13 protein-coding genes and 1 pseudogene are annotated in these 14,837 nt (G+C 42.1%); 9 read left to right on the top strand and 5 right to left on the bottom strand.

What is annotated here, in order from left to right:
• The 3 genes and pseudogenes from B2Y23_RS03510 to B2Y23_RS03500 all read right to left on the bottom strand — a co-directional run.
• Window positions 1-210 (bottom strand): annotated as a pseudogene (locus tag B2Y23_RS03510) (bile acid:sodium symporter family protein); the annotation flags it as partial.
• Between the two features lie 270 nt (window positions 211-480).
• A complete protein-coding gene (locus B2Y23_RS03505; RefSeq protein WP_291353886.1) occupies window positions 481-1,371 on the bottom strand; it encodes a bile acid:sodium symporter family protein in 891 nt (296 codons plus the stop codon).
• 128 nt (window positions 1,372-1,499) lie between these two features.
• Entirely contained in the window at window positions 1,500-1,985 is a 486-nt protein-coding gene (locus B2Y23_RS03500) for a hypothetical protein (RefSeq protein WP_291353888.1), read from the bottom strand.
• Window positions 1,986-2,239: 254 nt separating this feature from the next.
• Here B2Y23_RS03500 and mnmG point away from each other — a divergent pair, with 254 nt between their 5' ends.
• From mnmG to B2Y23_RS03480, 4 genes are all read left to right on the top strand, one after another.
• On the top strand, window positions 2,240-4,120 hold the full coding sequence (gene mnmG, locus B2Y23_RS03495; protein WP_291369046.1) for a tRNA uridine-5-carboxymethylaminomethyl(34) synthesis enzyme MnmG: 1,881 nt from the start codon (window positions 2,240-2,242) through the stop codon (window positions 4,118-4,120).
• Between the two features lie 88 nt (window positions 4,121-4,208).
• Entirely contained in the window at window positions 4,209-6,014 is a 1,806-nt protein-coding gene (locus B2Y23_RS03490; protein ID WP_291353892.1) for a tetratricopeptide repeat protein, read from the top strand.
• A 271-nt stretch (window positions 6,015-6,285) separates the two neighbouring features.
• Window positions 6,286-7,491: a 3-(3-hydroxy-phenyl)propionate transporter MhpT gene (gene mhpT, locus B2Y23_RS03485; protein ID WP_291353894.1), complete on the top strand. Its 1,206-nt coding sequence runs from the start codon at window positions 6,286-6,288 to the stop codon at window positions 7,489-7,491.
• A 126-nt stretch (window positions 7,492-7,617) separates the two neighbouring features.
• Window positions 7,618-7,944: a hypothetical protein gene (locus B2Y23_RS03480; RefSeq protein WP_291353896.1), complete on the top strand. Its 327-nt coding sequence runs from the start codon at window positions 7,618-7,620 to the stop codon at window positions 7,942-7,944.
• Window positions 7,945-8,015: 71 nt separating this feature from the next.
• On the opposite strand, the gene glnG is transcribed toward B2Y23_RS03480, so the two are convergent.
• Window positions 8,016-9,494, bottom strand: a complete 1,479-nt coding sequence (gene glnG / locus B2Y23_RS03475; protein ID WP_291353898.1) for a nitrogen regulation protein NR(I) — start codon at window positions 9,492-9,494, stop codon at window positions 8,016-8,018.
• Window positions 9,481-10,590, bottom strand: coding sequence for a nitrogen regulation protein NR(II) (gene glnL / locus B2Y23_RS03470; RefSeq protein WP_291369044.1), 1,110 nt, complete (start codon window positions 10,588-10,590; stop codon window positions 9,481-9,483). Before glnL ends, glnG begins: the two co-directional genes overlap by 14 nt.
• Before the next feature lie 360 nt (window positions 10,591-10,950).
• Between glnL and rimO the strand changes: the two genes are divergently transcribed.
• From rimO to B2Y23_RS03445, 5 genes are all read left to right on the top strand, one after another.
• Window positions 10,951-12,294, top strand: coding sequence for a 30S ribosomal protein S12 methylthiotransferase RimO (gene rimO / locus B2Y23_RS03465; protein ID WP_291369042.1), 1,344 nt, complete (start codon window positions 10,951-10,953; stop codon window positions 12,292-12,294).
• 59 nt (window positions 12,295-12,353) lie between these two features.
• Window positions 12,354-13,082 carry a UMP kinase gene (gene pyrH / locus B2Y23_RS03460; protein WP_291369040.1) on the top strand — a complete coding sequence of 243 codons (729 nt, stop codon included), beginning with the start codon at window positions 12,354-12,356 and terminating at the stop codon, window positions 13,080-13,082.
• Between the two features lie 78 nt (window positions 13,083-13,160).
• Window positions 13,161-13,715 carry a ribosome recycling factor gene (gene frr, locus B2Y23_RS03455; RefSeq protein ID WP_131274040.1) on the top strand — a complete coding sequence of 185 codons (555 nt, stop codon included), beginning with the start codon at window positions 13,161-13,163 and terminating at the stop codon, window positions 13,713-13,715.
• 6 nt (window positions 13,716-13,721) lie between these two features.
• Window positions 13,722-14,474 carry a polyprenyl diphosphate synthase gene (uppS, locus tag B2Y23_RS03450; RefSeq protein WP_291353908.1) on the top strand — a complete coding sequence of 251 codons (753 nt, stop codon included), beginning with the start codon at window positions 13,722-13,724 and terminating at the stop codon, window positions 14,472-14,474.
• Window positions 14,475-14,477: 3 nt separating this feature from the next.
• Window positions 14,478-14,837, top strand: a 360-nt coding sequence (locus tag B2Y23_RS03445; RefSeq protein ID WP_349679434.1) for a phosphatidate cytidylyltransferase, incomplete at its 3' end; no start/stop codon positions are given.

Raw genomic sequence — 14,837 nt, 5'->3', positions numbered from 1 at the left:
TACTGCCAACAAAGGAGGGAGAGCCAAAACCTTACACAGAACAAATGCAATACCCACTAAAAGGACTAATTGGCAAAATAGCGCAATTAAAACGGCTTTGGGGTGTTTTGTGACTCTGGCAAAGTCTCTTGGCGTGAGCTCCAGGCCCAAGCCCACCATAATAATAGCTAGCGCCAAAGGCAGTAAAATAGTGATGATTCCTGAATCCATTTGAAATCTCCTGTCTTATTTATTCTTGTTGAGTTAAGTTTTTACTGATTTTTTTACTATGCAGCTCTGGTGATCACATAGATGTATGAACAAATATATATATGGTTTAATACTCCAGCTTGATATCAATAACAAGGAGTGAATTTCATATATATGCCTCTGCAGCGAGGCATTTTCATGGTTGATTTTAGAAGAGTGAATGACAAAATTTTAAACTGATGACTCATATACGTGTTGATTAAAGTATTGTCTCAACAGGGCAGATGTCGTTTAGCCATTTAAAGTGCGTGTATTGGTTTTATTCAGCAGTTGTGGGTTTTTGGTCAGGATAAAACCAAATGCAAAGGCGAAAATATACATAAAAATAGTATAAATCCCTGCCGGGATCGCAATGGTGGTATTGGATAATACTGAAAGTGCAATTGTCAGCGCCAGACCAGTATTGTGAATTCCCACTTCAAAGGTACATGCACGAGCCTGTCTTTCGGAAACTCCAGATAAATACGGAACCAGATAGCCCACTAAAAAACTGATCAGGCAAAATAAGGCCATGGCAATGCCAATCTCGGTAAAATATTCAATGACGTGGAATCTTTCTATATACAGCGCGTACAACAAAATTAAAATTAAAAAGATAACCGAAAATAATCGCATCGGTTTATTCAGGCGAAATGCAGTTTTGGGGGTCAGGAAACGGATCAGCATCCCTATACAAACCGGAACAAAAATAATTAAAAATACCTGGAAAATTTTTTCAATAGGCATGCTAATGCTTTGCGATTCGCCTAAAAAATAATGCATGGATAAATTAACAATAAAAGGCAGGGTAAAAATGCAAATAATAGAATTAAGAGTGGTAAGGGTAAGATTTAATGCCACATCTCCCTTAAAAATATAGCTAATTAAATTTGCTGTAGGACCACCTGGAGAAGCAGAAAGCAGCATTAAGCCTACCGCCAAAAGTGGAGACGGTTTGAATAAAATACAAATAAAAAATGCAATGCCAACCAAAATCACTTGTTGTGAAAATAACGCTAAAAAAATAGCTTTAGGATGATAACGGATACGAAGAAAATCTTTAACAGTAAGTTCAAGCCCTAAACCAATCATCATAAAGGCAATGATAAGGGGTAAAAAAAGGGTAAAGAGTCCTGAATCCATGGAATATCCTTTTTTGTTTTTATCCTTTGATCTCCTTAGAGTTTAAACAAGATTTTTAAATAAGCAATATATGAAACGGGTAAAATTCAACTATTTTACCCGTTAATAATTTGAATTAATTTAACTTTTTATGGAGATTGTTGCGGTTGCATCTCAGGTTGTGACTGCATTTGAGGTTGAGTTTGCATTTGTGGTTGTGACTGTTGCATTTGCGGTTGAGACTGCATTTGCGGTTGGGATTGTTGCATTTGCATTTGTGATTGAGCTGAAGGACGAGGAGGCATGAAACCTAAAGCACATTTGCCTTTCACTTCAGTCCCGTTGATAGTCGCTGTGGTTGCACCTGTATCTCCACTACATGCGGTGCTTAGCTCAGCTTCATTGCCTGTAATGGAAGAATTTTTTGCAGAAGGGAAGAATTGAGGTTCACAAGTACCATTCCAAATAATACCGCGATATGCAAAACTGACTGGTGCGCCTTGGCTCTTTCCTTTACATACCTTTTGGTATCTTTGAGCATCATATACTTTTTCGACTTTATCATTTGCTGAAGCTGCAAATGGTGCAAGACACAAGCCACAGAGAATGGATGAGAGGACAATATTCTTATTCATCTTTTATACCTTTGTTAGTAATGTACCCAACCTATAGCTTAAAAAGTAATTAAAATTAAACAATGCTATTCAAGTAAAAAACTTTACTTAAATGTTTAATTTCTATAGCGAGTCTGAAAATCCGGATTACATTGCAACATTAAGGGATTGCAAATCAATTCAACTCTCATCAATAAATTCGACTCATTTTGTCAACTTATTTTGTTCAGTTTTGATATAATACTCCGTCATCATTTTTTATCTCTCAAACCATTATGCATTATCCTAAAGTTTACGATGTCATTGTTATCGGTGGCGGTCACGCAGGTACCGAAGCAGCCCTTGCTGCAGCGCGTATGGGTCGACAGACTCTGCTCTTAACTCATAACATTGAGACTTTAGGGCAGATGAGCTGTAACCCGGCCATCGGTGGTATTGGTAAATCTCATCTGGTACGTGAAATTGATGCTTTGGGCGGTGCCATGGCATTGGCGGCCGATAAAGGCGGTATTCAATTCCGTATTCTAAATTCACGTAAAGGTGCTGCGGTTCGTGCAACGCGTGCGCAGGCTGACCGTGTACGCTTTAAAGCTGCGATTCGTGAAACATTGGAAAACCAAGCGAACCTGGATATTTTCCAGCAGGCTGCAGATGACCTGATTGTGGAAGGCGATACCGTTAAAGGTGTGGTAACCCAAATGGGTATCCGCTTTGATGCGAAAACTGTCGTGTTAACAACAGGTACATTCTTGGGTGGTGTGATTCACGTTGGTTTAGAAAAATCGAGCGGTGGTCGTGCTGGTGATCCTCCTTCAATTTCATTGGCAGCACGTTTACGTGAATTAAACTTGCCAGTAGGTCGTTTAAAAACAGGTACGCCACCACGTATTGATGCACGCTCAGTTGATTTCTCTGTCATGACACCACAGCCGGGTGATTTCCCGTCTCCAACCATGTCATTCATGGGTGATGCGTCTATGCATCCGGAACAGATCAACTGCTACATCACGCATACCAATGAAAAAACTCACGATATTATCCGTGGTGGTTTAGACCGTTCACCGATGTATACAGGTAAAATTGAAGGTGTGGGTCCACGCTACTGTCCATCGATTGAAGATAAAATTCATAAATTTGCCGATAAAAATTCACATCAGGTATTTTTAGAGCCTGAAGGCTTGGATACGCACGAGCTTTATCCAAACGGTATTTCAACATCGCTTCCATTCGATGTTCAGTTTGAGCTTGTTCGCTCAATCCGTGGTATGGAAAATGCGCACATTCTTCGTCCGGGTTATGCGATTGAATATGATTATTTCAATCCACAAGCGTTGAAATTCTCGTTAGAAACCAAAGCCATCAATAACTTGTACTTTGCTGGTCAAATCAACGGTACAACCGGTTATGAAGAAGCGGGTGCACAAGGTTTATTGGCTGGTTTGAATGCTGCGCGCCGTGCATGGGATCAAGAACAATGGACACCAAAACGTGATGAAGCGTACATGGGTGTACTTGTCGATGACCTGATTACTTTAGGTACCAAAGAACCGTACCGTATGTTTACTTCACGTGCGGAATACCGTTTGATGTTACGTGAAGACAATGCCGATCAGCGTTTAACTGCAATCGGCCGTGAAATGGGTCTGGTAGGTGATGAGCGTTGGACAGCTTACTGCGAAAAAATGGAAGCAGTAGAAAATGAAAAAGGCCGTTTGCAACATCTTTGGGCTGCGCCGAATAACCCGATGGGTAAAAAATTCGTTGAAATAACTGGGGCAGATTTGTCTAAAGAATGTTCTGCAATTGATTTGTTGAAACGTCCAAATATCAACTTTTCACAAATTGCTGAATTGACTGACTCAAAAGTATCTCCATTTGTTGGTGAGCAAATTGAAATTGCCGTGAAATACGAAGGTTATATCAACCGTCAGCAAGAAGATGTGGCTCAAATGAAACGTCTGGAAGAAACCCGTATTCCTGCAGACTTTGATTATGATGTGGTTTCTGGTCTTTCTCGTGAAATTACGCTTAAACTGAAAGATGTTCGTCCTGAAACGCTTGCTCAAGCCGGTCGTATTCCGGGTGTAACACCAGCTGCTGTTCAACTGGTGATGATTACCATCCGGAAGAATAATCAGGCGAAAAAATCTGCTTAAGTTCTAAAAAAATATTGAAAAGAGCTCGCGCAATGCGGGCTTTTTTGTGTATAAATAAGCTCAATCATTATAAAAATTAGGGCTGTACATGGACTTGTGCTATTCAAGCGGTGAAGAAATACGATCAGGGGATATTGTTCTGAATCTTACGCCTGCGGGGGGAATGTATCATTGGCGTCAGCCTGTAATGAAGGTATGGGATATTGTTAAAACCAATGCGGGAGAAGTGATCGGTGTCTCATTGATACATCCAGAGGTTGAGTCGCCTGCAATGTTCTGTAAAACCGTTGAGCGGCCAAATCATTTTGAACCTTTGCCGGAAGTAATGCTGGCAAAAGATGTGCCCGAGCTGTATTGGACAACGCGCTGGCTGGTAAATGCTGATGATATTGCTATTCGTTTGGGGTTGATTGGCCGTATAGAGCATTTCGAGGATATTCAATCGGGTCATGGCCTTAGAATCTTAAATATGATTGATCAGCGTGCAGGAGTGTATCCTGGCATATACCAGCATTTTCAGGCGCAGCAGGCACGGATAGATCAAGATCATCACACATATATTGATTTGCTCCGCAAATCTGCGACCTCATCTTTTTCACCGGCTATGTGTACTTTGGCGCAGGAATTCAGCTTAGGGAATGTGCTGCAGAGAAACTATGAAGGAACACGGCAATGGCTGCTCAAAGCAGTTGAGCGGAAGGACAAAGTCGGATTGTATATGCTGGCGGAATGCTATGCGCAGGGCAGTGCAGTCCCACAGGATTTTCAGCAAAGTTTAAAGCTGCTGGAACAGGCAGCTCAGCTGGGAAGCTGGCCGGCAGTCATGGCACTTGCAGGTTATTGCCGCTTTGGTTGGCTGACTGAGTTTCTGCACTCTGCACATGCTGGCTATCGTGAAGCAAATCCTAATGCAGTCAATGCGGAAAGAGCGCTTCAGCTTTATTTAAAAATTGCAAGGCAAGCGCCAGATGAAGAACTCAGCAATATGTCCAATGCAGCTTATCAGCTGGGCTGGATGTATCAGGATGGTATTGGTACCGGCCAAGATTATGAACGCTCTGTCTACTGGTATCAAAAAGCTGCTGATAAAGATCATATTATCGCAATCAATAATTTGGCTGATAAATATGAAAATGGGACAGGTGTTGTTCAAGATTTGGAAAAAGCTGCTGCGCTGTATATGAAGGCAGCCGGAAAAGTTGTTGCTGCGGATTTAAGTTTAGGCCGAATGTATATTGATGGGCGGGGTGTTGAGCAGGATGCCATGAAAGCTAAAGAACATTTGAATGTTGTTCTTCAGGCGCGAATCTCGGGTATTGAGGCTATGCAGGCTGAAGCGGCGCAGCTTCTTGCTCAATTTACTCAGGACAGTCCCCTTCAGCAGGCTGAATATGCGCTTAATCATGCTGCTAGCTATTCGATTGACCAAATTTCAGCGGAAATTCGCAATATAGACAGTTTGCTTCACATGCCGGAAGTAAAAGCGCTGTTCTTTAAGCTGTTTCTATTAAATGCTCAAAAGGGAGATATCGCTTCACAGTCGCAAGTGGGGGATTGGTATTTGCAGGGCATATATACTGAAAAAAATCTGGAAGAAGCGGCTTATTGGATTCAAAAAGCAGCAGATCAGAAAAATTATTATGCGGAATATCAAATGGGCTATTTATATGAAAATGGCCTGTACTTTAATCAAAACTTGGCGTTGGCGCAAAAATGGTATGAACGCGCTTTGCGCAAGCCTTCTGAAAGCATGTGGCCGGAATATGTGGCTGGGCAGCTTAATCCTGAATATTTAAGTCGTTATAGTCAAATGAATAAGGAGGCGCTTGCAGGTTTGGCACGTATTGAGGAAAAAATACCAAAGCCAAGCAAATGGAAATTCTGGAAGAAATAATGGAAGAATTTTATGAACTATTGTTTAAATCTATCATTGCATAGTTACAAGCTTCTGTTTTATTAAGTTTTTGTATTTCATATAAAAAATATAATATTAAGACTTGAAATGTATAGGTAGATAGCCTTTTTAATATAACTGAATGATTTGACTGAATTCATTTGGGATATTAACCCGACCATTGTCGTGGTATTTATTTCAACAGATTGATCTGAAAATAGTGAAGCAGATTGCTACAAGTCAATTTGCTTACTATGGACGGAGGTCAATCATGGCACAAATACAAACAGGTAAAATGCAGAAATTCTTAATCGTCTTTTTGTGTTTTTGGGTCGCATTTTTTGAAGGTTTTGATCTTCAAGCTCCCGGTATTGCAGCAAAAGGAATTGCTGAAACATTTGCTTTAGGTCAAGTGCAAATGGGCTATGTATTTAGTTTAGGTGTATTTGGAATGTTATTTGGGGCATTCTTTGGTGGTCGTGTTGCTGACTATTTGGGGCAGAAGAAAGTTTTAATGCTGTCAATTGCAATTTTCGGCGTGTTTATGTCATTGACTGCAATCGCGCCAAGCGCTGAAGTTTTATATGCAGCGCGCTTCTTTACCGGATTAGGTTTAGGCGCTGCAATGCCGACCATGATTTCCGTGGTGGGTGATGAGGCGAATGAAGCCAATCGTGGCAAGCTGAACAGCTTGATGTATTGCGGATTACCGGTAGGCGCAATCTTCGTTGCGGGCTTGGCTATCTTATTTAAAGATATTTCTTGGCATACGCTTTTCCTGATTGGAGGCTTGGCACCATTGGCACTGCTCCCATTCATGGCAATGATTCTTAAAGACAAGCCGAAGAAAGTGGCAATTGAACAGGTTTCTGCTGAAGCTGTACCGGGTATGGTTCAAGTTCTATTTAAAAACCAACAATATAAAAATACTCTGCCACTTTGGGTGGGATTCTTCTTTACTCTGATGATCAATTATATTCTGATTAGCTGGCTACCGAACTTGTTGATGGAGCAAGGGCTAGCAAAATCACCAGCTTTTATGGTGATGCTGGTATTCCAGGTCGGTGCTGTGATTGGTACTTTAGCTTTGGGTTATTTGCTAGATCGTTTAAAACTTTGGCAAATGGCGGCGATTATTTATAGCGGTTTATTTATTGCTTTGGTTCTATTGTTCACGACTACATCTGTACCTGTATTAATTGTGGCTGGAGTGATGGGTGGAATATTCTCTACTGGCGGGCAATCGATTCTGTATGGTATTTCACCGATTTTCTATTCAGGCATAGGTAAAGTGACAGGCGTGGGCAGTGCGATTTCTTTGGGTCGATTAGGTGCAATGACGGGTCCGTTACTGACTGGGAAAATCTTGGCACTGGGTTTGGGAACCACAGGTATTTTAATGGCCAGTTTACCTGCTGTGGCGATCTCGGCAGTGGCTGTGACGGCATTATCACGTTATAAAGCTGCACATAAATAGAAACGTAACAGTATAAGGAAGGGGATCTTAAGGATTCCCTTTTTTATTGCAAATCTGCTTTGAAAAAATAGCCAAGTGAAAATAGTTTGTTAAAATGCATGCATAGTACAACAGATCAACTTTTATATGGCTTATCAACTTATTTCATTATCCATTCAGGCAACAGATAATATTGCATGCCCACATTGCCAGCAAAATGTCATTGACTGGGCTGAAGAGCAGTATGTGCAACCTTGTGAGCATACTTTATTTATTGCCATGGATATCGGCTTTGAATATATGACCGATGAATTTGAGCAAAGCATGCCACGTACTGTAGATGATCTGCATGCCAATGATGATCAGGTGAATATGTTTGCCGAAATCACTCAAGCAACTTATCCTGATTATCTGATTTTTAAATCAGATCTGGGTGCAGAAGGGTATTTTCGTTATGTGGGTTTTACCGTATAGGCACTGAACAATTATAAAAACACAGCCATAAAAAAGCGCCCTGAGGCGCTTTTTTATGAGTTATGGGAAATTTAGCTTTCGATTTCTTCTTCTATATCATCATCGGCAGTGTCCATGCCAAGTTCTTTTAGTTTGCGAGTTAAGGTATTGCGTCCCCAGCCCAGTAATTCAGCTGCATGGCGTTTACGGCCACGGGTTTGCTGCAAAGCGGCAGTAATTAAAGTGCGTTCAAACATGGGGGTGGCAATGTCCAGAATCTTCATTTCACCATTTTTAAGTTTCTGGATCGCCCATTGACCCAATAACTCATCCCAGTGATGCAGTGATATACGGTCAAAGGTATTGTGTGCTGGTGCATCTTCACCTGAACGCTGAATTGGAATTTGTTTCAATTCAGATGGTAGGTCTTCAGGATAAACTTCACGTCCAGTAATCATCACAGTCAGCCAGCGACAGGTATTTTCCAGCTGACGCACGTTACCTTGCCAAGGCAATTGTTGCATATATTCCTGGGTTTCAGGACGCAAGATTTTAGGATTAACGCCCAATTCCTTACCCGCGCGAGCCAAGAAGTGCTGCGCCAGCATTGGAATGTCTTCACTGCGATGCGCCAGTTTTGGAATGTGAATGCGGATCACATTCAGACGATGATACAAGTCTTCACGGAAGCGTCCATCATGCACCAGTTTTTCCAGATCCTGATGCGTTGCCGCCACAATACGCACATCGACCTTAACCGGAATATGTCCACCAACACGATAGAATTCACCATCTGCCAAGACACGCAATAATCGGGTTTGAGTTTCAAATGGCATATCGCCAATTTCATCTAGAAACAGGGTACCGCCATTGGCCTGTTCAAAACGGCCTTGACGCTGCGAGTTGGCACCGGTGAATGCGCCTTTCTCATGGCCGAAAAGTTCTGTTTCGATCAGGTCTTTAGGAATGGCTGCCATATTCAAGGCAATGAAAGGTTTGCTGCTACGTGGCGAATGGCGGTGTAGCGCATGGGCAACCAGTTCTTTACCTGTACCGGATTCACCATTGATCAATACGGTAATATGCGACTGTGATAAACGGCCAATGGCGCGGAATACTTCCTGCATGGCAGGAGATTCACCAATAATTTCTGTCGATTGAATGGCTGGTGCGGCTTTGGCGGATTCTTGCTGCTGTAATTTGGCAATATGCAAAATGGCACGGTTGACCAATGCTAGAGCTTCATCAATATCAAATGGTTTTGGCAGATATTCAAAAGCACCAGTTTGGTAGCTGGATACGGCGGACTCCAGATCTGAATGCGCGGTCATAATAATGACAGGCAAATCAGGATGAGTGCCTTTGACTTTGCCCAGAAACGTCAGGCCATCAATGCCCGGCATGCGAATGTCCGTTAAAATCACATCGGGGGCATCTATGCTGAGCTGATCCAGTGCAGATTGTGCTTCTTCAAAACTGGTTACGTCAAAACCTTCTTCTTTAAAGGTTTTTTCCAAAACCCAGCGCATGGCACGATCATCATCAATGACCCATATTTTATTTCGCGACATGGTTAGACTCCCAAGGTAAATATAAGCTAAATACTGTTTTTCCCGGAACAGATTGGCATTCAATCATTCCGCTATGTTGGTGCATGATGTTTTGTGCAATGCTCAAACCGAGCCCGGTGCCTTTAGCACGTCCTGTGACTAAGGGATAAAACACCGATTCCAGGATGTCTTCAGGGACACCCGGACCATTGTCTTCAATATCAATACGAACCGCAGAGCGCTTTAACACACCATTAATGGTGACCAGACGCTGAATGCGTGTTCTTAAAATCAGTTCAGGCTGATGGTCAACAAAGAATTCTTTATTTTCCATCATCGCCTGTACGGCGTTGACGCTGATATTGAGCATGACCTGAATGAGCTGGTCTCGATCTGCCATGACATCCGGCAAGGACAGATCGTAGTCACGGGTAATCTTGATTTTTTTCTTGGTTTGATTAGTAATAAGCGAACGCACACGCTCTAGAGGCTCATGCACATTGACCAGTTCGTAACTTGGCAACTGACGTGAGCCGAGCATGGTATCGGCCAAATTGCGTAAGCGGTCTACTTCGCTAATAATGATGTCGGTAAATTCTTCATATTGTGGATCATTCAGACTGCGCGCCAGTAACTGGGTGGCGCCGCGGATACCGCCTAAAGGATTCTTGATTTCATGAGCGACACCGCGAATCAGTTGTCGGGCCACCTGATGTTGCTGAATCAGATTTTCTTCTTTGGAGATTTTCAGCATCCGGTCAATCTGGTTCAGTTCAATCAGTAACAGCGGGTGATAGGGTTTTTCTGAGTTGATTTGTGAAACCGTATAATCCACATGAATATCTTTAAAGTTGACGCTAATCGCCGCTTCCCGGCGCGTATAAGGTTGTCCGGTATTAAAGGTATTGAGTAAGGCTTCTTCGGTATTGAACTCATCATCTGGCATATGCAGTAAATTTAAAACCGGCTGCCCCGCTGCACGTAATAAGCTAATGTCGAATAATGATTCACAAGAAGAATTTAAATAGAAAATATTCAGATTAGTGTCGACCAATAAAATTGCAGTGGTTAAATTATCCACTAAAAGGCGGTAGTCGATAGCGACGGTTTGATCCATTTGCGAAAGCATCCTGAGTTAAAATAGCGCAATGGCATCTGCACTTCTTGTCATTTCTCCCTGTTATGGGACATTCAACGAGTTAAACGTTGTCGAAATAAAGCAAAATGCACGCCAACTTTGAGCATCTGTATAAATAAAAATTCTGCCGCTATAAAAGTGTGCTTTTTTGTTTTTGCGCCCAGAATTCCAATTTCATAGTACTGTAAATGAGATTGTTAGTGAACCAAAATGGTGCATTTAAGGTATTTGGTAAAAATATAGGCATATTTTGGTGCGTAATGCAAAGAGTGGGGATTCCACCTGTTTTTATGATCGGAAAAGACATACAATACGCGCATTATAGTGGAGCGCAGATTCATGAAATCCCCCAAAGTCGGTTTTGTTTCTTTAGGTTGTCCTAAGGCATTGGTAGATTCCGAACGAATTTTAACTCAGTTGAAGACTGAAGGTTATGATGTAGCATCAGATTACGATGGTGCTGATTTAGTTGTTGTGAATACCTGTGGTTTTATTGAATCTGCAGTACAAGAATCTTTAGATGCAATTGGCGAAGCCATGAGCGCAAACGGTCGTGTAATTGTTACAGGCTGTTTGGGTAAAGATGAAGACAAAATTCGCCAAATGCACCCGAATGTCCTCAAAGTGACTGGTGCTGCGGCATATCAAGAAGTGATGGAAGCCGTACACGAGTACGTTCCAGAACCGCCAAAGCATAACCCGTTTATTGACCTTGTGCCTGAACAGGGCATTCGTTTAACTCCGAAACACTATGCCTATTTAAAAATATCAGAAGGCTGCAACCATCGTTGTACTTTCTGTATTATTCCAAGCATGCGTGGTGACCTGGTTTCACGTCCAGTCGGTTCGGTTTTAAGCGAAGCGCAAGCGCTGAAAAAAGCCGGTGTAAAAGAAGTCCTGGTGATTTCCCAAGATACGTCTGCTTATGGTGTAGATACCAAATACAAACTCGATTTCTGGAACGGCCAGCCAGTTAAAACCAAATTCTTCGACATGTGTGAAGCATTGGGTCAGTTAGGTATCTGGGTGCGTTTACATTATGTCTATCCATATCCGCATGTCGATGCAGTCATTGACTTGATGGCCCAAGGTAAGATCCTGCCGTATCTGGATATTCCATTCCAACATGCAAGTCCTAAAATCTTGAAGTTGATGAAACGTCCTGCGCATAGTGAAAATACGCTTGAGCGTTTGAAATTGTGGCGTGAAAAATGTCCTGAACTGGTCATCCGTTCAACCTTTGTGGTCGGCTTCCCGGGTGAAACAGAAGAAGATTTCCAGATTCTGCTTGAATGGCTTAAAGAAGCTCAGCTTGATCGTGTAGGTTGCTTTACCTATTCCCCTGTAGAAGGTGCGACAGCCAATGATCTTCCAGATCATGTGCCTGAAGAAATCAAGCAAGATCGCTATGAGCGTTTCATGCAAGTACAGCAGGAAATTTCAGCAGCCAAACTGCAAAAACGCATTGGTCAAACCATGACTGTTTTAGTAGATGAGCTGGAAGAAGAATTCCCGGTTGCTGTAGCACGCTCTTATGCTGATGCACCTGAAATTGATGGTAATGTTTTTGTAGAAGATATTGATAAAAGCCAGATTAAAGCAGGTGATTTGCTTGAAGTCGAAATTACCGATGCAGATGAATATGATTTATATGCAAAGTTAATTCAGATTAAATCAGCTTAAATCTGTAGTTAAAATATACGAAAAAAAATTTAGATATTGGAAGATTCGGAGATTTCCTGATGTTGGATTCAAAAAAGCCCCGTTATGAACGTATTTTGTTAAAGCTGTCTGGTGAGGCACTTGCTGGAAACAAAGACATGGGGATTGACGCCACTGTGCTTGATCAAATGTCTTTAGCGATTGCTCACCTGGTTGGTTTGGGTGTGCAAGTGGGTATCGTGGTAGGCGGCGGTAACCTGTACCGCGGTAGCCAACTGCAAAAAGACGGTCTGGTTGGTCGTGTAACCGGTGACCAGATGGGTATGCTGGCAACTGTGATGAACGGTTTGGCATTACGTGATGCTTTGGTACGCCGTAACATCAAAACCCGTTTAATGTCTGCTTTGCCCATTGGTACAGTGGTTGAGTCCTATTCTAGCCGTGATGCCATTCGTCATTTAACTCAAGGCGAAGTGTGCGTATTTGTTGCGGGCACAGGTAATCCGTTCTTTACTACAGATACAGCAGCCTGCTTACGTGGTATCGAAATTGAAGCCAATCTGATCTTGAAAGCAACCAAAGTTGACGGTGTTTATAACAAAGACCCAAGCAAATATGATGATGCCGTGAAATACGAAGCCCTGACTTTCGATCAGGTACTTGATGAAAAATTAGGTGTGATGGATTTAACGGCGATTTGCTTATGTCGTGACCATAACGTGCCACTTCAAGTCTTCGAGATGAACAAGGCGGGTTCATTACTTTCAGTGGTTATGGGTGAAAAAGAGGGTACTCACGTTACGAATTAATGTACGTGAGCCTGAAAGCTCTTTATACTACACGCTATTTAGTTATTACATCTCTTAGAATTAAGTAAGGAAGATCACATGATTAACGATCTTAAAAAAGACGCTGAAGACCGTATGAACAAGACGCTTGAGTCTTTGGAACATGGTTTTGCCAAGGTTCGTACAGGACGCGCGCATCCATCAATCCTGAACGGCGTTATGGTTCCTTACTATGGCTCGGATGTGCCTTTAAACCAGGTGGCGAACGTGGGTGTTGAAGACTCGCGTACCTTGTTGGTTCAACCTTTTGAACGTAACATGGTCTCTGCAATTGATAAAGCAATCCGTGAATCAGACTTGGGCTTAAACCCAATCACTGCTGATGCGATTCGCGTACCAATGGCTGCATTAACTGAAGAAACACGTCGTGATATGCAGAAAGTTGCGCGTAATGAAGCGGAAAATGCCAAAGTTGCCATTCGTAACATTCGTCGTGATGTTTTGGGCGACATCAAAGCATTGTTGAAAGAAAAAGAAATTTCTGAAGATGATGAGCGCCGTGCTGGTGATGACATTCAAAAAATCACCGATAAATTTGTTGCTGAAGTTGAAAAACGTCTGGCTGCTAAAGAAGCTGAATTGATGAAGGTCTAAGATTTAATGACCGTATCAGAAGAGAGTACGCTTCTTCCAAAACATGTTGCCATCATCATGGATGGCAACAATCGTTTTGCAAAAAAAAAGCAAATGCAAAAAGGTGCAGGACATCGCGAAGGTAAAAATGTCCTCGATCCGATTGTTGAACACTGTAAAAAAAATCAAATTCAAGCATTAACCGTTTTTGCTTTTTCGAGTGAAAATTGGAATCGGCCTCAGTTTGAGGTTGATTTGCTCATGGCTTTGCTAGAAGAAACCATTCATGAGCAATTGCCACGGATGGAAAAGTTCAATATTGCTTTGCGGTTTATTGGTGATCGTTCACGTTTGTCTGACCGTTTACGTGAGTTAATGTTGCAAGCCGAACAAAGGACTGCTAATTTCAACAGCATGACTTTGACCATTGCCATCAGTTATGGTGGTATGTGGGATATGGCTCAGGCGGCAAAACAGATTGCAGCAGATGTTCTGGCTAAAAAAGTTGCGCTTGAAGATATTGATGCTGAGCTATTTGGGCAACATGTCTGCATGGCCGATTTACCTGCTGTAGATTTACTGATTCGTACAGGTGGTGATTATCGTTTGTCGAATTTTTTACTTTGGCAAGCGGCGTATGCTGAACTTTATTTTACCCCCACCTTGTGGCCTGAATTTACTGTAGAAGAGTTGGATGATGCATTCGCGGTCTTTGCTGGACGTGAACGTCGTTTTGGTAAGACTTCGGAACAAATCCAGCAAGAGAAAATTGAGAATTAATAAATGTTAGAGCGGATAATAACCGCATTGGTATTGGTAGCAGTCGTACTGAGCTGTATGTTTGCTACACAGTCTCAGTATCCAATGTTTATGCTGATGATTGTTGCAGCAGGGGTTGCAGGGTATGAGTGGTTTAAGCTCATGCCAAGAAAAAATAAAAATCTTGTTAAACCTTTCGCTTGGGTTTACGGACTTGCCACTGCCGCTTTAGCAACTTTGGCATTATATTTTAGTGATATCGCTTTGCTGCTTTGGGCGGCTTCCATTCTTTGCTGGATCTGTAGTATTTTTTGGGTTAAATCCTATCCAAACTATGATGGATGGTACAATTCCAGCTTGAAGATTATTGGATTTATTCTGATT

The sequence above is a fragment of the Acinetobacter sp. UBA5934 genome, from assembly GCF_002430855.1.
Lineage (GTDB): Bacteria > Pseudomonadota > Gammaproteobacteria > Pseudomonadales > Moraxellaceae > Acinetobacter.
Note: the sequence above shows the minus strand (reverse complement) of the source record. Positions and strands in the feature narration are given on the sequence as shown.